Below are 22144 nucleotides of genomic sequence, written 5' to 3'. Positions count from 1 at the left end.
TGAAACGTCAAGCCATGAATACTCGATTTAGCTTTGCAAAAAAAATCAGCCGAAACAAACCTAAGCCAAGTCAAGCACACGACAAAGACGCCGCTTTGTATCACACTGATCATGCTCGACCAATGACCCGACGAGAATTTATTTCGCAAGGTTTTATGTGTGGCACTGGCATGGCACTCGGCGCATCGGCACTAAGCTTATTTGCTAACCCTCGTAAAGCCTTCGCTGAGCTCTCTCCAGATTTAGAAGCACTAAAGCGAAGCTGTGGCATAGCTACACAAGGCGCAGGTAGAATACCTTTTATCGTATTTGACTTAGCGGGCGGTGCCAATATTGCTGGGTCTAACGTATTAGTCGGAGGACGTGGCGGACAAATGGATTTTTTGAGTACACAGGGTTATTTGCGACAGGGCTTACCGGGCAACATGACCCCCTCAGTCGCCAACCCTGATACTGGCTTATCCGACTTCATCAATACCGAACTAGGCCTTGCTTTTCACAGTGACAGCGCGTTTTTACGTGGTATTACAGACAAGTTGGCTGTTGTAAACAGAGCCAATGTAAATGGCGCCGTCATCCCAGCACGCTCTGAAAATGATACGGGAAACAACCCGCATAATCCCATGTATGGGATTAACAAAGTCGGTGCCGACGGTAGTTTACTCACACTAGTCGGATCGCGAAACTCAGACTCAGGCGGGAACTCTATGGCACCGCAAACTATGCTAGATAATAGTAAACGTCCGACCAAAATCGATAGACCGTCTGATGTCACAGGACTTGTCGATACTGGTGATCTAGTGGGACTATTGAGCCAAGATGATTCCGTCGCCGTAATGGAATCAATTCAACGCATTAGTGACATGAAGTTAAGTAAAGTTAACACCGGTATTTCCAGTGACGAAGTGCTAAAAGAACTGGTGAGATGTGGCTACGTAAAAAGTGCCGATATTACCGATAGGTTTGGCGATCCAAGTTCACTCAACCCAAGTCTGGATCCATTGATCGTGGGTGAGGGTGGAATATTTAGCCAAGAGGAGTTTGCAAATGACCGAGAATTTCAAAAAACAGCCTCAATCATGAAACTCGTTATTAATGGTTTTGCTGGTGCCGGTACAATTACAATGGGCGGCTACGACTATCATGTCGGCAATCGTGCAACGGGAGAAATCAGAGATTTACGCGCGGGTCGATGCATGGGGGCTTGCTTAGAATATGCTGCTCGCGTTGGCGTCCCGCTAATGATGTATGTATGCAGCGACGGCAGTGTATTTAGCAATGGCATGTTGGATGAATCTGTGGATGGAAGAGGGAAGGGCGTGTGGACAGGTGACAATTCCTCTACTGCCGCTTCGTTCTTTTTAGTTTACAACCCAAGTGGTAGCCCTCAACTGATTGGCGCGGATGCCCAACAAATGGCGCAACATCAACAATTAGGGTTTATGCGCCGCGATGGCTCAGTCGAGACATCCGCAAGCCCAGCTGCGAACAACGTAAACTTACTGGTTGAAACCGTGATACTAAATTACCTAGCACTGCACGGGGAACAAGGCAGACTCGCAGAGTACTTTCCCAATCACGGCTTGGGCAACGCCGCACTATTAGATGCAATGACAGCTTTTGAACCGATAGTAAACGGTAGATTGGTGTAGGAACGAGTATGAATTTTGGTTTCTCTCTCGGTGGGGTTATGCTTGGAAGCTACCCCTTTTTTGTTCAATGAGGAATCAGAGCCGTATCATAGCCAAACTACTCAGTTTCAACGGGCAAGGGCTCTATCGGTACGGTCAAACATTGTGTCCCTCTCTCACACGCGGTGTAATCTTCAATGACCGTAAATTCTGCAAATCGAATCAATGTTTCAAGTTCACCAGATGCTTTCATTTCTTTGATCACCTGATCAATTTTGGGGACTAAATCGGCGTGGCTGTTGTGCAGGTAGTGGTACAAACCAAACCGAGCTAGGCTTCTTTCTAAAGGTACTACTTTTCCGACAAGATCATGCTTGTAAATAGTGAGCATGCCATCTAGATAATTGGTGAGCGCAATATCTGCTCTGCCAGCACTCAAAAAAGAAAGCATTTGCAAAGAAGAGTTAAAATCGAGGACATTACGCATCCCTTTTGTAAAGTCATCTGTGTGCCTAACGCCTCTCACCTTTACAAGCCGATAAGCTTTTAAGTCGTCTTTTTCGCGAATATTAATGATCTGCCCTTTTTGCACAAATGCAGTGGTTTGCAGGTAATAATAGGGAGTGGGGACTCTAATCACCGAATCATTGTTTTCCCCGTATGACCAGATCCGCATAATTTCCCCGTCTTTGCGACCAGACACCACGTCTTGCTCCGCGCGTCGGCCTGGTAAGGGAGTAATAGTAATGGGTATGTCGAGGCGATCATAAATTCTGTGTAGCACAATACGCCCGACTTCTTGCTCACTGAGGTTTCGAATCGATACAAATTCATACTGGACGGCATAGGTTTTATGGATGGCAACAACAAAGAGTAGCATTGAGCACACAACAACTCGCCCGATGGCTTTCATATACGACCCTCCTTAACCGGTATTACCTGCGCATACTTATATCGGCAATGTACCCAATAAGCTAACACTACTAGAATAGTACAAAATTCGCACAATTGATATGATGGATAAACGTACATACCTCAGCTTCACTCACTCAGCAGGATGACGCGCCCTAACAAGTCTTATAAAAATACCCCAACTACGGTGTAAGCCCTTTGGAATAATGCATACGACGATGATTATCCATTACTATGGCCTCGTAGGCTGGTAAGCTATTGATCAATCCGATACCGTCTTGCACACCCATTACGAATACAGCGGTAGATAAGGCATCATTGTAGACACTTTTGTCTCCAATAATGGATACCGATTGGACTTCGTGCGTCGACCTGCCAGTTCTTGGTGAAATTATATGGTGATAACGAACACCCTTGTCTTCAAAGTAGCGCTCGTAGTCGCCTGATGTAGACATTGCTGTATTTTCTAGCGGTATGACGACAGCTTGTTTATGTTTATCTCTGGGGTCGCGAATACCGACTACCCAAGGCTTTCCTTTTCGATCACCCAAGAGTTTAGTGTCGCCACCTGCCGTTACGAGGGCATGGCGAATCCCCATTTCTTGTAAAATTTTGATGGCGTTATCAACCGCATATCCTTTTGCGATGCCGCCTAAGTCTATTTTTACCTTAGGATTAAGGAATTTAACCGTTCCCGCAGATGCCTTGAGTTCAATATGTTCATAGTTAATGGCGTCCAATAAGGTTTGTATATCGCTTTGCGAGGGATGTTGCTTGTCTTTGTAGTTGTACAAGTACCCAACACTCGCATAGGTGATATCAAAGGCTCCCTTGCTTAGACGCGATATTTCAATTGAAAGTGAAAGTAGGTCGAATAGTTCTTTGGATATACTGACTGCTTTCTTTCCTGCATATTTATTGACTTGCGAGAGTTCGCTACTGTCGATGTAGGGACTCATTTGCTGGTTTATGCGTTCCATTTCTTGCATAACAGCATCTAATGCCCGACTCGCGTATGCGGCGTCTTCGTGAAATACCTCAGCATAAATATTCGTTCCCATAATACCTGCGCTGCGCTCGTGCCAATTAGCAAAGGTGAATTGAGCGAACAGCATAAGATACCCAAGTAGTGGAATTACCGCCATTGGTTTTATGCGAGACATTTTTGCAAAACCTGTATATCAAACGAGGCCGTGACAGTGCTTAGTACCTTGAGCAATGTCTGCTTTTTTTGTTCTGACACCGTCCAATAAAACGGTGTCATCATCAGTAGATGCGCTCGTTGTTCAGGCGTAGCTAAACTAAGGTCAAACGATAAATTTGTTTGCTCAAGCCGAGTAAAGCCGGGGGGGATAGCCGTAGACACTTTATGGTCATTCGGCTTGTCGTAAACCAATTGCTTGAGTTGATGTAAGTGTTGTTCGGCTGGATTAACCGCTATCCATAAGCCGTCACTTTTTAGCACGCGATATACTTCTTCTTTGCTACTTGGAGCAAATACCTGCAGCAAACAGTCCTGACTTTCATCTAACACAGGTAAGTTAAACGTGCTTGCCACTGCACATTCAATGTCTTTATACGTTCGAGCCGCCGCCTGAATAGCTGGCTTGGAGATATCAATGCCGTAAGCAAGCAAATTTTTTGATATCGACGCTTCCCTGGTTTGCCTTTCGTTTTTGAGCAACGAATAAACGGTTTGCAAATAGTAACCCTCGCCACAACCGGCATCAAACAAGGAAAAATCAGAAATAGGCGATGATTCAGCATATTTTTTCAAACATCGACTGGCTAAGTGCTCGGACAAAGGGGAATAAAACCCTTGATTTAGGAAGCTACGGCGAGCCATCACCATATCATAGTTATCGCCCGGTGCTTTACTGTTCTTTTGATTTGAAAGCAGCAGATTAACATAGCCTTGTTTAGCACAATCAAAGCTATGTTTGTTTTCGCATTGCCAAGTGTTTGCCACCTTTTGTAGCGGCGCACCGCAATTCGGGCACCGCCACGTAGAACAAAAGGCAGGGTTCGTTGACATTTACTCTTTTAACGCAACATCAGCGTCGGCAATCATATAAATGGTCGCCGCATACGCCGCCACGTTTTGCGCTAACTCATCTGGATCGATTTTATCGAGCGTATCATCCGGAGTATGGTGCAAGTCAAAGTAATCACGACCGTTTTGGTTCAGACGAATCGTTGGTACGCCTTTTTCTACTAAGGGAATAATATCTGGACCACCCCCAGGTACGTCAGAACCGCCGCGCACGATGCCCAGTGGTGAAATCACCTTTGCAATTTCGTCAATGAGTTTCGTTGCCTCTGGATTCACATTTGAGACTAAACGCCAAATACTTCGTGCACCAAAATCAGATTCGGTTGCGACAACATGGTTATGCAGATTGTTTTCATGTTGTTTAGCATAGGCAAATGCACCTAATAAACCCACCTCTTCTGCGCCAAACATTACCACGCGAATGGTTCTTTTGGGTCGCTTGGGCAACTTTGAGATGAGTACAGCCGCCGCAGTGGTAATCGCCACACCTGCGCCGTCATCGACAGCCCCCGTTCCCAAGTCCCAGCTATCCAGATGGCCGCCAATTAGTACGATTTCCTCAGGCTTTTCACTACCAATAAGATCAAGTATTACGTTGCCACTGCTAACATCACCCTTCCACTTCGAGGTGGAGTGCAATGAAACATGTAATGGCGTACCCAGTTTGTGCAAACGTCGCAAGTGGTCAGCATCGGGGTTAGATATAGCAATAACCGGAATATCAGCCCAGCCCTCTTTGCTTTCGCTCATCATCCCTGTATGCGGGAAACGATGAGAGCTCGACCCCACAGAACGTACCACTAAGGCTTTTGCGCCACCGCGTTGTGCATGTTGCCAGCCAATTCTACGACGTTGGTTGGCTGGGCCGTAGCCCGCACCTGTTTGGCTTTTAACTAAAAAATCACCGTCAACGAAAGCCGCTTTACCAGCAATTTCGCCTTCTTTTACGGCTGCTAAGGCATGAATGTCTCTAAAATAAACCACTTCAGCATCAAATCGTTCTTTAGAAGGACCCGCACCGCCCAAGGCTGTGCCATACAAAGGCTGAGTATAGGGTGTAGTTAATGAAATATGCAGGTGTCCACGATCCCAAAATGGCATGGTAAATTCTTCCACCGACACCTTATCAAAGCCTAGTTCTTTGCCCAGAGCCACACCCCAGTCACGAGCACGTTTCTCTGCTTCTGAACCGGCTAAACGCGGCCCCACTTCGGTCGTCAGCGATTCGACAATGTCGTAGGCGAGATCACTTTCTAGAGCGGTTTGCATCAACGCTCTAGCATTTTCTTTTTGTGTATTTGAAACAATGTTTTTTTCAGCAAAACTCGGAAAAGAAAAAACACTGAAGGCCACGCCAAAGGCGAGGTAACGAGTCAGTCGCATGGTGTACTCCACTAGCCATATGCTTGGCTTTTTTGATTGTTGTTTTGGCTATACCCCTGATTTAAGGGTAGCCATTGCGTCGAATGATCGCGCAGCGAACGTTAAATGTATTATCTGTCGTAATTTGCTTATTAAGCATAGGAATAATATCCAATAATGCGCTGAAATACGAGAAGATAAAAAGTACAAGAATGAGCTAGGCATGATCAATTTTTGCCTAGTACACGATAGCGTTTTGATACGTTGGGTTGATCCTTGGTTAATGCCGAGTCTTGCAAGAGTGATGATTGCAGTTTTAAATATCGCCATAAGCCTTGTCTGGTATTTTCTTTCAGTGATTTCCATCTGAAAGGCCAAACAGGTTTTAGGGTTGAAATTTGACGTTCCTCAATCTTAAAGCGATCCAATGTCGGTATATTGTGTAGATTCACAGTTTTTAGCTTGCGCTTCCAATCAATCATATGCAGGTAGTTTGCTGAAAAACCCAGCGTGTTTTTTATTTTTCCGCTTTGCCAATACCAGCCGTGAGGTAAGTGTTTTAATTCGCCCCTGTCTAGGCAATTGCGCTTTTTCCAATAGGGTTTAAATGCACACTGTCCATTTTTAATTTCGTTAAAAAGATGGAACGAAAAATAACCTTCATCAAAACCTTGACCAAAATCTTGTGTGAATGCCTGTTGGTAATTGGGCACGTGCTTGTAGTAATGGTTGAGCGAGGTAATATTGCGATATAGTGTAAAATGACCGCTTATAGCATTGGGTCGAGTAGATACAATGTCATATTTTGTATATTTTATTTTTTGTAAAAACCTTGTCATGTCTCCCCAAATGACATCCATATCACAATGCCCCCAATATTCTTGACCAACGATATCGTCTTCAAAAATATGACCGTATAGAGGTTTGAAATCACAAAGCTTGTAGGGGTTTTTGAGTGCGTGTTTTATGCCGGTTTTTGCCTCAATAAGCTCGACTAATTTTGTTTTAGGGAAATGAATAAAACGCACATTTTTCGGCTGATAGTTGGGGGGAGTGATATCTGTATATATCAACCATTCCATTTCTTCATTGAAGGCGCAAGATCGTAAAAATGCCTCAATCCAAATAGGAAATTGACCATAATAAGGCAGAACGACGGATATTTTTGGGCGCATACTCATGTGCTGTTTACGGGCAAATAGATTAAATAACTTAAAAGCATTGAGCAGCTTATGCAATGAATATTCAACAAATAAGAATATGTGGTACTTCAATCTCACTTACTATTGTTCAAATGATCGGAATATACATTTGTAAATTCCTACCCATCAGCCCCACAAGAGCCAATTACGCCCGATATATGTTTATAAGGATGGTAGAGCAAAAGTTATCGTCTACAAAGGCCGACGACGCGTGGGTAAAAGTACCTTAGCTGAAGAATTCATCGCACATTTGAATCTGCCAACGTATAAACTAATTGGACAGCCGCCAGCAAAAGTAAACCGCACAACAACCGAATTAAGCAATTTCGCTCGACAACTCAAAGAGCAATTCAATATTCAAAAACCTTCGTTCGCAGATTGGGACGATGCTTTCTCTACACTGGGCGATCTTGTCAATCACGGTAATTGCATTTTGCTAATTTACGAGATCAACTGGCTTGGCAAAACTACCTATAAGTGGAACCTCATGAACGGTGACTTTAGCAAGAAAGACGCAGTTTATGCCATCACCGATCCGTACCTACGCTTCTATTATAAAGCAGTATTGCCACATAAAGCTAAAATCGAACAAGGCCGTGGGTCGCTACCAGATAACATAGACTCGCTGTTAGGACTTCAATTCGAATACGTAATGCAAGACAATTTAAAGCCCATATACAAAATCTTAGGGATTAATGAGAGCGACATTATCAATGAGGCTCCTTACCAGGCCAAAGGAATACAAATTGATTGGTTAATTGAGACGAAGCGAAATTTCTGTATACTGGAATTTCAATTCAAACTTCATCCATTAGATGCTGATGTTGTCAGAAACATGGATAAGAAAATATCTAGAATTCAGATCCCAGAAAACAAAAGCATACGAACTGCAGTAGTTCACGTTAACGGCGTAAAAGACACGATGGAACAAAGCGCGATAATCGGTCACTGCATCAACCTTTTGCAACCAGATCTAATCACTAATAAAAAAGAACTTAACTGTAAATCCCCAAATTTCCATCGAAAACGACCTCATCAAAACCGTCTTCGATAACGTAAAGGCAAGATAAGCACAAACATTGATTTTACAAGCGAATAAAATGTATCGTGAGTATCGATTAAATTTTAACGACTAATACAATCACAAGCATGAAATACGTTCATATAGGGTTTCCAAAGACAGCAACAACATTCTTACAACGAAAAGCTTTTTGCAAACTACCAAAGCGCTTCAAATACTTTTCGGAAAATTCAGCAAAGTTTTTCAACCCGATATTGAGCTTTGATGATTCAATTTTGAACTTAAATGCACTGAAAAAAAAGATGGATTCAGAAATTGGCGATCATCCGGACGCGCTATTTTCGTATGAAGCTTTGACAGGTCAGCACCTAAATTCAGCATTTGTTAATAGGACACAAGTTGCAAAACGTTTGCAACAATATGGTTTTGAAAAGGTCATTATTTCAATAAGAAATCAATATGATGTATTAGAATCTGCATACCGGCAATATATCAAAAGTGGTGGCGTTTGCGCCTTTGAGAATTTTGTCAATTTCAAGTCAACTCATCCTAGATTCATGCACCCGCACTATTTTAACTACTATTTAATATACAAACTGTATTCAGAATTGTTCGGAAAGAAAAATATACTTGTGCTTCAATATGAAGATATGAAAACTGAAGCGTTTTGGCGTTCGCTAAACAGTTTTTTAGAAACCGAAATTCAAATGGATACTGACGAATCGAGCGTCAATTCTTCATTGTCATATAACAAAACAAAACTGCTGAGGTTGTTAAATAATTTTGCACACTCACCCTACAACCGTTCTGCTTTAATTACACCGAAGTTTTCTAGCAAATTCATATTCAATCAATTGCAGAAATTACCGAATTTTAGCAAGCCCAAACAATTTTCAACCATTGAAAACAAACAAGAGATCGGTGATTTTTACGCGCAATCAAATAGGCGATTGGAGAAATCTGCCAATATCCGCCTTTGTGATAAATATCCAAAGTGTTACTCGTAAATCTGAACTGTTCCTTCGTAGTTTTTCATAAAAAACATTTATTGCCCGCAACTTTTATAAAAACGGGCGCGTAAGATAAAACTATCCGCTATTCGAACTAATTTTCAACTTGTGATAATTATGTGAGAAATATATGAGTAAACTGATAAGAAACGACGAAACAGAGTGCTCAAGCATGCGTGATTGTATTGCAAAATTTGGCGACTATGACTAACTCATGATGACTAGTTTTACCCGACAAGTATTTCACTTTTCAAGTTTAAGCCTGAACAAATGGTCAGACTTGCACGCTATTGCTATGCTGGTAACGGTGCTTTTGTGCGTTTTTTTTAGCTCTCTCAAACTCTTGATATTTGTTGCCGCTCTGTCATTTTTGTGCTTGATACTCAGTCATTTAAAGCTCTTAACCCAATACCGTGTGTTCGCGGGTCTTGCCAATTGGGTCACTTTTTCACGTTTAGTTATTACTATGTTGGCCTTAATAAATTACAGCAACATTGCAACACAGACCTTGTTTACGCTGATGGCTTTGGCACTAGTGTTAGATGTGGTTGATGGCTTTGCCGCGCGAAAGCTCTCGCAGAGCTCAGAGTTTGGTCGAGTTTTCGATATGGAAGCTGATGCATTTTTCGTCATGGCATTGGGGTTGTATTTTTATTTCACGACTAACTTAGGTTCGTGGTTGCTGCTTCCAGGACTGATGCGTTACGCCTATCGTTTATGTGTCTTACTTTTTCCAAAGACTGGATTTAACGAAAGTAAAAAGCGATACGCCGCCACGCTTGCTGGTGTTAACTTTGTAATTTTGGTGGCGGCGATTGTATTGCCTTCAAATATACAAACCCCTGCTTTAGTTATCAGCACCTGCATTGTTGTATTCTCTTTTGGCATTTCGTTTATTGAGTATTTTGGCTATGCAGACCATCATTAACTTCGTGTGTGAAGACGCTCACAAAAAAGTGTCTGGCGGTTATATTTATAACCACCATGTACTGAATGGCTTGAAGCGTAGGGGCTACCTGCTTCGTTATTTCGACGCCAACAATATTAATACACTCACAAACGAGGGGATCACTATCGTTGATAGTATATCTGTCAATGATATCGCAGAGGTGTTGCTCACCAAGCTCGAACCTGAACATCTCATTCTGTTATGCCATTTGCCCCCAGAACTTCAAGTCGCCTATGATAACGCAAACAATAAGAACCTACTTTCGCCTTTGACGCAAGTTATTCAACAGAGTCACATATTGTTCACGGGCACCGCTTGCAAAGAGTACATGGTAAGTACCTATCAACTGCACGCAAACAAATTACATATGATCAAACCTGGCTTATGCGAAGGTTGGCGCTACAAAACCGAGTTTGCCGTTTTACCCTACCGATTAATTGTTGCCGCGAGCCTTATCCCAAACAAAGGTTATGAACTATTGTTGCAGTCGCTAAAAGCCCTCGAATATTTACCTTGGCAATTAGAAATATATGGAGAGTCACGCTTTGCGATTGATTACGCCAACTCGATTTTTGCATTAGTACAGCAATACCAACTCGGTGATCGCATCTCTTACAAAGGTGTTGTTAGTCAGCAAGATTTAAATGTAGCGATGGTTAATGCGGATCTGATGATTCATTTGTCCGCATATGAGCCATATTCAATGATCAGCTTAGAGGCGATTAATGCCAAGCTACCCATGCTTTCTTCCGTAAGTGGTGAGCTTGCAGAGTTTTCTCGAGCAAAAAATGTAAGGTACATCGATGCGTACACGGTGGAAAGCTGTGCACAGGCACTGGCTGATTTGTTGTGCAACAAAAACGCGTACCAAAGTTTGTGTCAACAAGGCGGCGGGAGTGCTCGCACTTGGGCAACAGTCGTAGACGAATTTGCAAGCCTGTTGCAGCATGTGAAGCCGAAAAAGCAGCAAAGCGGAGCTTTCATATGATTGATATTTTATATTTTATTATCGTCCTTGCTTACATCAGCTTAGCACTAGAATTAAGCTTGGCACACGTCCCAAGTGTCGCGTCTAATTTTACAATTAGTCGGTCGAACAACAATATTACTAGTGTATATTCTGAAAAATACCAATGGATATTCCACTTGCACCCCGCCCTTAAAATCCTTGTATTTTGGTTACCATTATTTGGTGTATATCTGGTTTTTTTATTGCCATTTTTAGTCATGTTCGGCTCGACAGACTTTTACTTTCCGCAAGTATTTAGGGGCTCAGAATCCACTGTGCTTTTGGGTATCGCTTGTATTGTTATTGGCAGACTCATTACCTTAAAAGCAGTGTTCACTATTCGCAAAAAAAACGCCCAAACAGAGCACAACTATAGTCTTCACACAGACAGCGTATTTTCTCGCTCTAGAAACCCAATTCAAATCGGCATGTATCTGTTTTATGCCGGCATATTCATCAGCATTCCTTCAGTCTATTTGCTCATTGGTTTGATCTACTACATTGCCTATATGCACATAAAAATAGCCATGGAAGAAGATTTTTTAACGAATAAATACGGCAGTGAATATCAACTCTACCTCAAAAATACAAGGCGGTATTTGTAATGACTGACTCAAGCGAAGAACAACAACAAATCACGAATTGGTTCAATACAACTTATGCCAAAAAAGGAGAGCGTTACCTAAGGAAAGTTGAAGCCTACGAAATATTCCTGTCCTTAGTCGACCTAAAGCCTACAGACGCCTTGCTCGATGTTGCTTGTGGCCTTGGTCGTTTGCTACAAGCGGCACAAGCAAGTAATTGTAAAATGACAGGGGTGGATATATCACCCATTGCCGTTGCAAAAACAAAGGCGCTGTTACCCCAAGCAAACATTCTCGAAGCCAATGCTGAGAATTTACCTTTCGAAACGGGTGTATTTGATGTCATTACATGTTTGGGTAGTTTGGAGCGAATGATTGATTTAGGCGCCGTATTAGACGAATTACACCGAGTGGGTAGTAAAGACGCTCGCTATTGTATTTTGGTAAGAAACTCCGAAACAGTCGTATGGAAATGGTTTAAAGAAGCATTAGGCTTAAGGAACAAAGCGGGCCATCAAGGCGCTAAGTCATTGCGAGAATGGACTCACATTTTTCATCAACATGGTTTTAATGTTGGCGATGTATTGCCCGACCAATATCCGCTGCAACGCAAGAAACGCTGGTTGTCTTTGGGTATTGCTCACGTTGATCCTAAACAAGTACTGGATAGTGGGCAAGCCATTGAAAGAACGGGCAAGTTTATATTTTTGCTTTCAAAGGCCAAAGTATGAGAACGCAAAGTAATACCGAGCGCGTCTCAGCGTTGTACGACCAACTTCTGGCTACTGAGTTAAAGCACAAGAAAGAAGCCATGTACCCGATACACAAGGTACTAAAATTTGCAGATAAAAATATTTCAGATATTTATCAGTGGATACACCACTACATCGGCTTCCCAAATACTGGGAAAATATTAGATGCAGGTTGCGGCGTAGGTTGGGGTAGTGCATTTATAGCTAAACAAACCCATGCTGCAGTAGTCGGTATCAGTGTTAGTCAGGACGAAATTTCTCAGGCTAAGCATTTTCATGGGATCCAGTTTTGTACATCGACGGATCAAGTGAGTTTTTTGTGTCAATCCTTTGATGATGTACCTACGAAAGAATATAGCTTTGTAGTCGCTGTTGAGTCACTAAAACACAGCAAAAACATTCAACATAGCTTAGGCAAACTCATTCAATCATTGGAGCCAGGCGGCACCTTAGTAGTTGTAGAGGACACTTTGCAAAACAAGGCTCCAGAAGAAAAGCTAATGTCTTTTAAAGCAGATTGGCAACTCACTGAAGTCCTCGAACAAAAACATATGGAACCAAGCTCCCTAAACCAGTTTGAAAATATCTTTGAATATCAACAACATGATTTTACCTCAATGATGCAAATACCTTCCCCAGCCTTGCTTGAGCTAAAACGGATGTTTGTATCGTGTTTGCTAAAATTTAAGCCCTCACATATGGGCTGGCAGGCATTTCGAGGCGGATTTACGCTCGATCAACTCTACGCAAGTAAACATATGAAGTACCTTGCGCATGTGTATAAGAGAGGCCTGTAAGATGCTGTTTTGGCTGGGCTTCATTGGCGCAAATATAGCGTGCTTTATGCCCTTCTACTTAATCAACATTAAGCAACAAGCTAACCCTTTCGCTTTTTTATTTGAAAAGCGAGCGCGTCATAGAAAGCTGAGGCAATTGTTGTTTAGTAAGCTAGAGTTTTCAGACCCGTTTAGAATAAACGTAGAATTTAGCCTTTTCGTGCTGGTTTGTTTGTTATTTGAGGTACCTTTCACACTTACTTTATTGACCGCTACTGGCATACTGGTGTTAACGCAAGTGTATATTATTTACCTCTCGGTCATGCTATTCGTCTTTAATCGCACCCCAGCTTTTTTAAGTGATATTTCGCTCATCGCTACCGGTATCGTGGTGTTCAAAGGACGCGCCATTGCAGTCATTGCTGGCTTAGTGTGTTTTATTCTGCTGTTAACTTTTATTGCTTACCACTTTAACAGCTGGTTAATAAACACCTACGTTAACAATAAGTCTTGGCCGCAAAGTGGCTTGGCAGTGCTAGTGTTGTTGGTGGTGGGTGTATTTACTGTACTTGACTGGAAAAAACAAAAGACACTTGCACTATTTAGCTGGCGAAAACACCGGTACAAAGACTTACATTGGCGGAATGCGTTTTCTACTTTTCATCATCTAGTAAGAAACATCATATTTTGTCAAAAATACAAACCCATCTTGTTGCAAAGCAAGGCTTCTTTTCGAGATAAAAACCCATACTCAGCAGTGCGATTGAAAGAAAAGCCACATTTCGTGTTTTTGTGCATCGAATCGTATGGTGCGCGAATATACAAAGATCCTAAACTTGCCGTTCATCTTGAAGATGTGATTAACAAATTTAGCAAAACATACCAAAAAGCTGGTTTGCATGTAGCGTCGCATTTTTCTAGTTCACCGATATTTAGTGGCGGATCTTGGCTGAGCTATACAACGTTTATGTATGGCACCAAAATTGAAAACATACAGCTTTACGACACCTTGTTTGAATCAACAAATAATTTTGGTGAATACGAGTCTATTTTTCATTTTATGCATAGAAATGGCTATCACAATTTACTGAGTTGTCCGATGGGGGGAGTGGCTGACAAGGATATTAATTGGGAGCCTATTCGTCGATGCTTTCAGCCCGACGACATTGTCGACTGGCGAGAATTGGATTTTATCGGTCAGAAACTTCCTTTTTTCGGCTTAACAAAACGTCATTGTGCACCTGATCAATATGTTATTAATCAAGGGTACGAGCGCGCTAAAGTGGTGGGCGAAAAGCCTGTTTGCATGTTTTACTGTACCATGAACTCTCATATTCCTTGGATTTCACCTATGCAAATTACAGAAGATTGGCAAGTGATCAATTCATCGGAATATCAACCCGCATTGACAAGCGACACGCTAGAGAGCAATCACGACAAATACCTAGCGTCGATAAACTATCAACTCGCCAGCGTATTTGATTTTGCCTTTCAAAATAAAGAAGATAATCTAGTACTCGTTGTATTTGGTGACCATCAACCACCCCTTATCAGCATACCGCGTATGGGGCTAGAAACACCGGTTCATGTAGTAAGTAAGAATAAACAGTATATCGATTTGTTTATACAACACGGTTTTACGCAGGGCATTAACTTGCGGGGGCACAAAGCAAACATCAAACACGAGGGCTTTATGAGTATTTTTATCAAGGTGACTAACAAGATCTTTGGTGAAGATCCCAAGCTAAATGTGCCACTGTTTCCAAATGGTATAGATCTTTACCCACCCGAAAATCCAAACATTATCGCAGAGGACGCGCAAGCTAATGGACACGTTTGAGCCCTATTGGACACAAATTTTAGCGCTTAAAGCCGCGTGTAAAAACCTGCCTGAAGACATCAATATAATTGGCTTTAGTGAAAGATCGATCGCGTTTTTTGATCACAAAACGCAATTTACTCACATTGATCGATTTGAAGTGGTATTGAGCAAACAGCCGATCAAACAACTACGTCGCGAACCCATAGTCGTTTTTAATAACAAACTCTTTCTGTATTTTCTTAAAGACTTTGACCATGCTTTACAAGCTCACTTGCAGCTATATTTGCCTTTGGCTACTGTGAAGATGCACCATCGCCAAAGCTCGTTTGTTATCACACATATGGCGCAAAGTTTAGACGGTAAAGTCTGTACAATGTGCGGCGCCAGTAAGTGGATTGGAAATACTGAAAATCTGCGACATGCACATAGAGTGCGTGCACTGGTAGACGGTGTCATCGTCGGAGGGAATACGGCCAGAAACGAAGCCCCGAGTTTGAATGTACGGCATGTGAATGGTCCTAACCCTGCTCGAATCATACTGTGCAACTCATCGTCATCTTTGCAGGCTCTGCCCAACATAGCTGGTATGCGAAATTTTCTATTATGTAAGGAAGATTGTGTAGATGGCATCGATCACAAGTCTATTCCCGTGGCAAACTTAAAAACGGTTGCATACTCAGGCGCAAACAAGCAGCAGTCTATTGAAAATGCGCTCGCTAAGTTGCGAGAAGAAAACATTGGCTCAATTTTGCTAGAGGGCGGACCCACCACGATAAAGGCATTTATGCAAAGCCAATCGATATCTTGGCTTCAACTTCATATCGCCCCTCTTATTTTTGGTTCGGGTCATTCTTTTGTTTCGCTTCCCGAAATTGAAACGGTCGATCAGGCAATAAAATTAGAAAACGTCCTTTATACTCAAATGGGCAATGCCATGGTCGTCACAGGGCAACTTCACAATGTCTAATCTAGCACTATGGCATGTAGACAATACAAAGTCAGAGTTACGCGAAGTTGACACAGCCAAACTAGATTCCGAATTAATACAGGTAAACAGCTTATTTTCACTGGTTTCAAGTGGTACTGAAAAACTCGTCGCTACCGGTAATGTAAACAAAAAACTGGTTGATAAAATGTCTGTGCCCTATATGCAAGGCAGCTTTAGTTTACCTATTAAATACGGGTATTCTCTCGTCGGGAAAACACAAGACAATGCACTCGTTCATGTTTTACACCCACATCAACAAATAGCTTACGTTAACAAAGCCGATGTATTCCCCTTACCAGCAGATATACCTGCCAAACGGCTTAGTCTATTGAGTAATATGGAGACAATAGTTAACGCAATATGGGACAGTGAGCACCTACTTACACTAAGTAATAAAGATTTACCTATCGCCATATGCGGGTTTGGGAACATCGGTGCATTGCTGGCTTGTACCTTGAAGCAAATTGCTTTAAAAAATATCACTATCATCGAAACTGACGAATGGCGTGCATCGAAGGCTGCAGCACTCGGTTTTAAAGTTAGCTCCCCCCTCATTAAGAATCAGCAGTATACACTTATTTACCACACCACCTGCACTCAAGAGGGCATACAATGGAGTTTGCAGTCGGCATGTTTTGAAGGGACAATTGTTGAGCTAAGTTGGTATGCGAGCGAAGCTGTGGAATTAGTCTTAGGTGAACATTTTCACTACAATCGTCTGCGTATAATTAGTTCGCAAGTTTCCAATATCCCTGGGCATAAACCTGACGAAACTTACGCCAGCCGCAAAAAACTTGCGATCAATTTCCTGCGTGACCCTATTTACGATAGCCTATTTGCAGAGGACATTGAATTGAAAGACGCACCTGACTTTTTTAATCATTTACGAAACCAAACGCTTCCCAAAGGACTCATTTGGTGTATTCGCTATCCGAATATTAATCCGTAAAAAACATCACATACAGGATAAAATCAAAAGTATGGTTGTTTTTGATACCACGAAGGAACCCACACCCTATGTTTGCTGTAAAAATTAGAGAATCTATCATGATTGCTCACTCTCTACCTGATCCCTTTTTCGGACCTGCGCAACATATGCACGGCGCTACGTATGTGGTCGATGTTGAATTTCAATCAGCGACTATCACAAAACACAATGTGGTCATCGATATTGGGGAGGCAAAAACGATCACCAAGAAAGTGTTGGCAGAACTCAACTATCAAAATTTAGACGAGATAACAAAATTCAATGGACAACTCACCACAACCGAATTTTTAGCTAAGTACATTCATGACGAAATCAAAATCCTCACTCAGCAAACTTTTGCGGGAGCCATAAAAGTGTGTTTAGGCGAAACACATGACGCTTGGGCATCTTATCAAGGCAGCTAAGCTATAGCGTAAATTCCAGCACTACGGCGTCAAGTTTGTCTACGTTTTGGTTAACAGCAAGCGCTGTTTCCTTGGTTTTCGAAGATATCTCTTTGGCATTCTTGGCAATATCTCGCAATTGCCCTAGATTTTGGTTAATACCGTTGAGCACTCGATTTTGTTCTTTCGCTGAATCGGCGACATGCTCTGCTGAAGTATTAATTTGTGTTGAGAGCGCTTTTATAGCTGTCAGTGCAGCATTTGCTTCATCCGCTTTCTCAATTGTTTGTGCTGCCTGACTTTGGCTCTTATTCATAGCCGCTACAGCCGAACTCGAATGGGCTTTAAACTGCTCAATAATATCACTGATTTCTTTTGTAGAGTTCTGTGTTCGCGTCGCCAACGTTCTGACTTCATCCGATACTACCGCAAACCCTCGTCCATGTTCGCCAGCGCGTGCGGCCTCGATCGCCGCATTTAAGGCCAGTAGATTGGTTTGTTCGGCAATCTGCTCTATGACCTCAATGACTTTTGCGACGTTTTCGCCACTCTGCGCCAATTCAGAAACGACATTAGCGGCAGATGTTACATCACTCGACAATACACTTAACTCAGCACTGGTTGTTTCCATTGCCGATCGCCCACTCTCAGCACTTTGATCTACATTTTTAGCGTTGTCAGCCACCGACATTATTTTGTCGTCTACGTCTTGAATAGCCGCAGTTATATGTCCGATAGAGTCAGAAATTTCATTTGTCATCGTAAATTGCGTCGCCACACTTTCGTTTGAATCTTCTGCGAGCTGTGCAAGTTTTTTGCTTTCGTCAGAGAGGGAAGTATTTGACGCAATGACCTTGCCAATTAATGCTGCAAATTTCTGTAGCAAGCGACTTAAGGACTCGGCTACCGTGCCTATTTCGTTATTTGAAAAACCTTGCGTCGCGTATGAAAGTTTATTCGACTTTTCTAGCATAGATATGTCATCTCGCAACAAAAACAACTGTGATTTAATCTGCTTCATTAGCATGTAAGCGCCAATTAATAGCACTATCGCAAAAAGAACAGACATACTCACAATAAGCGTCACCATAAAATGCCTGATTTCAGGCACAATTGCGGCAAATTTTAACGAATGCTCTTCTGCAATTTTTAAGGGGGCTTCAACGTCTTGTACAAAGTCCAAGGCTGACAGCTTGGTTTGTTTTAAGTCAGTGGCTAGACTTACTAACGCTTCTCGGTTATCAAGGGATGCTTTGCAAATATCAATGGCTTCACCAAAGCCAAGCAGATTGAATAACACTACTTCAATGGGTAGTACCGCGTCGAGGCATAATTCTGCCTGTTTTTTGGCAGACTTTGCCGCTGCTATAACGGTATTTGCATTTTCTATTAGTGTAGGCCTCGTGCTTATCTGGTCCGCGTGAGAAGCAAGTTGGATATTGCCCACGGCATCCCGTATTTTAATGATCTCAACGATGTGTTCTCGCTCCAAAAACGTAAAATATGCTGTTTTAGCGATGGTTAACATACCAACAATGTTGATGATCAGCAGCACGATCAAACTGACAAACAGTACCGAAAACATTTTTTGGATCGACCAGTTTTTCATATTCCAATGCCTATACAGTGCGAATGCGACATGAAAATGCAAAAAGCGATCCCAACTAGCTTTTTCGCTCACAAAAAACCAAGGGCACATCGTCAGTGGGTTTCGCTACAGGCAAGCCTGATATGCTAAATGCATAGTTCGCTGTAAGCGCAATCTCATAGTGGAGCAATATTTGGTATATAAAGGCTTTAATTTCTAATGTCGCAAACTTCATCCCGAGGCAAAGATGCGCGCCGTGACCAAATGGTACCCATGCATAGGGAGGAATTTTTGGGTGTGAAATCATAGAATCAAAGAAGCGATTTATACAGCGCTCATTGAAAGGCTTGATGAAGAAATGGCAAGCGCGGTATTCGAACATTTTCCCGATAAGCACAAATTGCAACCGGAACAATTTTTAGCGCGTGTATTACGCGCTCGAATACAAGCTGCGATCGACTTTCCAGCGCTAGAGTCGTTATTGCGAGCAGAAATACCCGATAGTTTATTCAGCGAACAGGTAGATCGCACCTATGCGCGATTCGAGCAGGGTATGAAAGCCTTTGCCATGGCCTATCCTGATAGAATTAGAGTACGTCATCTAGACACCGCTATCGAACTTGGTACAACACTGGTCGAATCAACAGTACGCGCCCTCGCCAGCCACTCTCCAGAAAGACTAAAAGATGAAGTATTGTTACAAGAGTTTATTGATGTTGTCACACACTATATTTTAAAAGAGTAGGGGGGCGAGATGATGCCAAAAAGAACCTTTTATCAGGGATAGCTTTCAGCATTTGTTGTTTGCTGCTTCTATTGTTTAAAGCTCTTTATTTCGCAAATTTTAGTCATAATATGCGCTGGGTATCGTAGACAAGGCACATTGCGTCAAAGTAAATATGCGCCATGTGTTTGATCTAGTTGCATTGCCTTATCGGTTTTCCAATGTTACGCAATGCCACGGATATTCCTGCATATTCTTCTGTGCCAAGATTGTCTGGCCAGTATCGTCGTCGAATATTAACTGTAGATAACTTATGTCCTGCAACTGCAAGCTGCGTATATAGTTCAAATTTTGATGCAGAATCATTCGGATCACGGATTAATTCGGTATATCTTGCATTCACTAAATAGGACAACGCAAGGTTACCTTGTGATAAAAGATGTAACTCATCTACTGTATTAATTGCAAGTTCTAATTCAGGTGGCAAAACCCCCGTTCCAACTAGTTTCCTCTCAGAAATGAAATCACCGACTGTATAGTCAGGTTTATAATCTTTTAGAAGATTAATCAACTCATCAAGCGCGCGATTGAACGTAAGGCTAGCCAACTTCTCTATTTTGACATAGTCCGGATCTGTAAATTTCTCGATTTTACTCAACCGTTCATGAATTTCGTCAACAAGAGCATTTAATTCATGATTGTAAACGTATTTTAACTCCTCTTGCGTTGGAAACCCGTTTGCCAGTGCTAAATTATATTTTTCTCTACTATTGAAATTGAATGCATCGAATAAACTGTCGTTTAACCTTTTATGCATAAGCTCTGATTCACTCGACAATTGACTCAGATATTCAGAATACGTTGTTGCTTTTATTTCTTCGGAAGACTCTAAAAACTGAACGGGCTTTAAACGGCTAGATCCGTTGTTCAATTTTTTAAATTCTGCTGCGCTCTCCTTTTCCGAAATGGATTGGTTATTATCCGTTTCCGAACAAACCAAGTATTTATCGAATTGGGTGTATATGTATAGTTATTGCCCTCGCCTACGCTTTCTAAATTGACGTTCGAAGGGCTTTCATCAAACTTACCTGACGTAATCGCAAAACCAAAATATCCAACAATACTGCCGAATATGAAGCCAATATAGAGCTTTAAATTTTTCATTTTACCCTCTATATTCCTGACGTACTTCTGCAATTTCGAGCATAGTCATCTTTATATTCTTTGCAATTTTTGGTTTGAGAGGATGCGATGTATGGATCGGCTCCGTGATCTCTCACTAGTGTATAGTACTTGTTAGCCATTCTTTCGCAGGACATACTAAATCCACAGAAACTCAATATATCATGCAAATGTGAGTTTTTTGGAAGATCTCACCGCACAATAACGATAATTCCATTTGGCACGTAACTGATAAATTATTTCACCAAAAACATATTTACGTTTTTAAACTACAAGGCCATTGCCTTAGCCCAAGCTTCGCCAAGTTTTTTTGAAGCCCAGCTTCTCCAATCAACAGAGTCGACAGACGATAAAGTATTGTATTTGTATTCACAAAATATGTCTTCGATTACTCTTTTATCTCGTTGTTTTGGCGTTTCTTTTACTTTGATCTTGTTGGCACGCTTCCGCTCCTTTAAGCGCGTGTCTATGTGGTATATTTTCCTAATTTCGTCCAAACTATTGTCGGAAAAGGTTTGCTTGGCTCTTTGTTGAGCCGAAGCATCAATTGCTCTTTGTTCTTCTTGAGGGATTTCAGACCAAGGTATCATGAAGTGCTTATTTTCTATCGATAGTTCCTCAGCATGTATGACATTTGAAAACCCATCCGCCGATATAAAATCAGATTGGTCTTTTCCCAAAAACACTATTTTTGACAGATTATTGTAAAACACCTCAGCAGGCAATTTATCAATTTGCTCACTTAAACGCCTGAATACATAATCTGCCTTGGCTAAACGTGAGCGCTCTTTAGGCTCTCTTGTTGGTGGAAGGCTAAATTTGAGATCATTCACAATAAACATCATATCGTGAATCTTTGCGTTAAAATCCCAAGCGGAACGAGGCCTCGCCCCGAGATTAAAACGAAACCCTCTACCCGCAAAGTTAACAAAGGGAAATGCCCAACCCATGCGCTTTTTGGCACCAATGGATCGCGCTTCACAATTTAATTGGCTCATCTCGGTTCTCCTGTCTTATAAATGCACCTTACTGAAGCACGTCACCGCATTCAAAAGCTACCTATACAGACTTAAATTAAGCTGTGTATTGAAAACTGATCGACGTCTGCGCTCTCAAGCTAGCATACAAGGCTTAAAAAAGTTAGCCTGTCACACTAAGCTGAATAGTGGAGGCTGAAACAACATTCTCTCACTGATTGTACAACGGAG

The 22144-nt window shown here is 42.0% G+C and carries 22 protein-coding genes; 13 read left to right on the top strand and 9 right to left on the bottom strand.

Translation table 11 applies throughout. The features are described 5' to 3' along the window. The first annotated feature begins 122 nt into the window (after positions 1-122). Complete coding sequence (locus tag ACFOHL_RS07450; RefSeq protein WP_376919630.1) at positions 123-1652, top strand: hypothetical protein; 1530 nt, start codon at positions 123-125, stop codon at positions 1650-1652. A 97-nt stretch (positions 1653-1749) separates the two neighbouring features. On the opposite strand, the gene ACFOHL_RS07445 is transcribed toward ACFOHL_RS07450, so the two are convergent. The 5 genes from ACFOHL_RS07445 to ACFOHL_RS07425 form a co-directional block, all read right to left on the bottom strand. Next, positions 1750-2544 carry a substrate-binding periplasmic protein gene (locus ACFOHL_RS07445; RefSeq protein ID WP_376919589.1) on the bottom strand — a complete coding sequence of 265 codons (795 nt, stop codon included), beginning with the start codon at positions 2542-2544 and terminating at the stop codon, positions 1750-1752. Positions 2545-2725: 181 nt separating this feature from the next. Beyond that, positions 2726-3706 carry an FAD:protein FMN transferase gene (locus ACFOHL_RS07440; RefSeq protein ID WP_376919588.1) on the bottom strand — a complete coding sequence of 327 codons (981 nt, stop codon included), beginning with the start codon at positions 3704-3706 and terminating at the stop codon, positions 2726-2728. Then, complete coding sequence (locus ACFOHL_RS07435) at positions 3694-4578, bottom strand: putative RNA methyltransferase (protein WP_376919587.1); 885 nt, start codon at positions 4576-4578, stop codon at positions 3694-3696. The genes ACFOHL_RS07440 and ACFOHL_RS07435 overlap by 13 nt, the downstream gene beginning before the upstream one ends. Continuing rightward, positions 4579-5979, bottom strand: coding sequence for a M20/M25/M40 family metallo-hydrolase (locus ACFOHL_RS07430; RefSeq protein ID WP_376919586.1), 1401 nt, complete (start codon positions 5977-5979; stop codon positions 4579-4581). A gap of 206 nt (positions 5980-6185) precedes the next feature. Further along, positions 6186-7232, bottom strand: a complete 1047-nt coding sequence (locus tag ACFOHL_RS07425) for a DUF6625 family protein (protein ID WP_376919585.1) — start codon at positions 7230-7232, stop codon at positions 6186-6188. Between the two features lie 139 nt (positions 7233-7371). On the opposite strand from ACFOHL_RS07425, the gene ACFOHL_RS07420 reads away from it, so the two are divergent. From ACFOHL_RS07420 to ACFOHL_RS07370, 11 genes are all read left to right on the top strand, one after another. Continuing rightward, complete coding sequence (locus ACFOHL_RS07420; protein ID WP_376919584.1) at positions 7372-8214, top strand: hypothetical protein; 843 nt, start codon at positions 7372-7374, stop codon at positions 8212-8214. 269 nt (positions 8215-8483) lie between these two features. Further along, positions 8484-9188 carry a sulfotransferase domain-containing protein gene (locus ACFOHL_RS07415; protein ID WP_376919583.1) on the top strand — a complete coding sequence of 235 codons (705 nt, stop codon included), beginning with the start codon at positions 8484-8486 and terminating at the stop codon, positions 9186-9188. Between the two features lie 217 nt (positions 9189-9405). Beyond that, on the top strand, positions 9406-10119 hold the full coding sequence (locus tag ACFOHL_RS07410) for a CDP-alcohol phosphatidyltransferase family protein (RefSeq protein ID WP_376919582.1): 714 nt from the start codon (positions 9406-9408) through the stop codon (positions 10117-10119). Further along, on the top strand, positions 10103-11128 hold the full coding sequence (locus tag ACFOHL_RS07405; protein WP_376919581.1) for a glycosyltransferase family 4 protein: 1026 nt from the start codon (positions 10103-10105) through the stop codon (positions 11126-11128). Before ACFOHL_RS07410 ends, ACFOHL_RS07405 begins: the two co-directional genes overlap by 17 nt. After that, positions 11125-11754 carry a methyltransferase gene (locus tag ACFOHL_RS07400; protein WP_376919580.1) on the top strand — a complete coding sequence of 210 codons (630 nt, stop codon included), beginning with the start codon at positions 11125-11127 and terminating at the stop codon, positions 11752-11754. The genes ACFOHL_RS07405 and ACFOHL_RS07400 overlap by 4 nt, the downstream gene beginning before the upstream one ends. Further along, entirely contained in the window at positions 11754-12464 is a 711-nt protein-coding gene (locus ACFOHL_RS07395) for a class I SAM-dependent methyltransferase (protein ID WP_376919579.1), read from the top strand. The genes ACFOHL_RS07400 and ACFOHL_RS07395 overlap by 1 nt, the downstream gene beginning before the upstream one ends. After that, a complete protein-coding gene (locus tag ACFOHL_RS07390) occupies positions 12461-13282 on the top strand; it encodes a class I SAM-dependent methyltransferase (RefSeq protein ID WP_376919578.1) in 822 nt (273 codons plus the stop codon). Before ACFOHL_RS07395 ends, ACFOHL_RS07390 begins: the two co-directional genes overlap by 4 nt. A 1-nt stretch (position 13283) precedes the next feature. After that, complete coding sequence (locus tag ACFOHL_RS07385) at positions 13284-15101, top strand: sulfatase-like hydrolase/transferase (RefSeq protein WP_376919577.1); 1818 nt, start codon at positions 13284-13286, stop codon at positions 15099-15101. Then, the gene (locus ACFOHL_RS07380) at positions 15088-16050 is read left to right on the top strand and encodes a RibD family protein (protein WP_376919576.1); all 963 of its coding nucleotides are present in this window, start codon (positions 15088-15090) and stop codon (positions 16048-16050) included. Before ACFOHL_RS07385 ends, ACFOHL_RS07380 begins: the two co-directional genes overlap by 14 nt. Then, positions 16043-17020 carry a zinc-dependent alcohol dehydrogenase gene (locus tag ACFOHL_RS07375; protein ID WP_376919575.1) on the top strand — a complete coding sequence of 326 codons (978 nt, stop codon included), beginning with the start codon at positions 16043-16045 and terminating at the stop codon, positions 17018-17020. The genes ACFOHL_RS07380 and ACFOHL_RS07375 overlap by 8 nt, the downstream gene beginning before the upstream one ends. Positions 17021-17088: 68 nt before the next feature. Continuing rightward, the gene (locus ACFOHL_RS07370; RefSeq protein ID WP_376919574.1) at positions 17089-17463 is read left to right on the top strand and encodes a 6-pyruvoyl trahydropterin synthase family protein; all 375 of its coding nucleotides are present in this window, start codon (positions 17089-17091) and stop codon (positions 17461-17463) included. Between the two features lies 1 nt (position 17464). Here the strand turns inward: ACFOHL_RS07370 and ACFOHL_RS07365 are convergent, their stop codons facing one another. Next, positions 17465-19051, bottom strand: coding sequence for a methyl-accepting chemotaxis protein (locus tag ACFOHL_RS07365; protein ID WP_376919573.1), 1587 nt, complete (start codon positions 19049-19051; stop codon positions 17465-17467). Positions 19052-19106: 55 nt separating this feature from the next. Further along, a complete protein-coding gene (locus ACFOHL_RS07360; protein ID WP_376919572.1) occupies positions 19107-19412 on the bottom strand; it encodes a cytochrome P450 in 306 nt (101 codons plus the stop codon). Between ACFOHL_RS07360 and ACFOHL_RS07355 the strand changes: the two genes are divergently transcribed. Further along, complete coding sequence (locus ACFOHL_RS07355; RefSeq protein WP_376919571.1) at positions 19389-19775, top strand: hypothetical protein; 387 nt, start codon at positions 19389-19391, stop codon at positions 19773-19775. The genes ACFOHL_RS07360 and ACFOHL_RS07355 overlap by 24 nt on opposite strands. Before the next feature lie 172 nt (positions 19776-19947). On the opposite strand, the gene ACFOHL_RS07350 is transcribed toward ACFOHL_RS07355, so the two are convergent. Continuing rightward, on the bottom strand, positions 19948-20754 hold the full coding sequence (locus ACFOHL_RS07350; RefSeq protein WP_376919570.1) for a hypothetical protein: 807 nt from the start codon (positions 20752-20754) through the stop codon (positions 19948-19950). Positions 20755-21205: 451 nt separating this feature from the next. Next, positions 21206-21934, bottom strand: coding sequence for a hypothetical protein (locus tag ACFOHL_RS07345; protein WP_376919569.1), 729 nt, complete (start codon positions 21932-21934; stop codon positions 21206-21208). Between the last annotated feature and the right edge of the window lie 210 nt (positions 21935-22144).

Origin of the sequence: Agaribacter flavus (genome assembly GCF_042646125.1) — a bacterium.
GTDB classification, from domain to species: domain Bacteria; phylum Pseudomonadota; class Gammaproteobacteria; order Enterobacterales; family Alteromonadaceae; genus Glaciecola; species Glaciecola flavus.
Note: the sequence above shows the minus strand (reverse complement) of the source record. Positions and strands in the feature narration are given on the sequence as shown.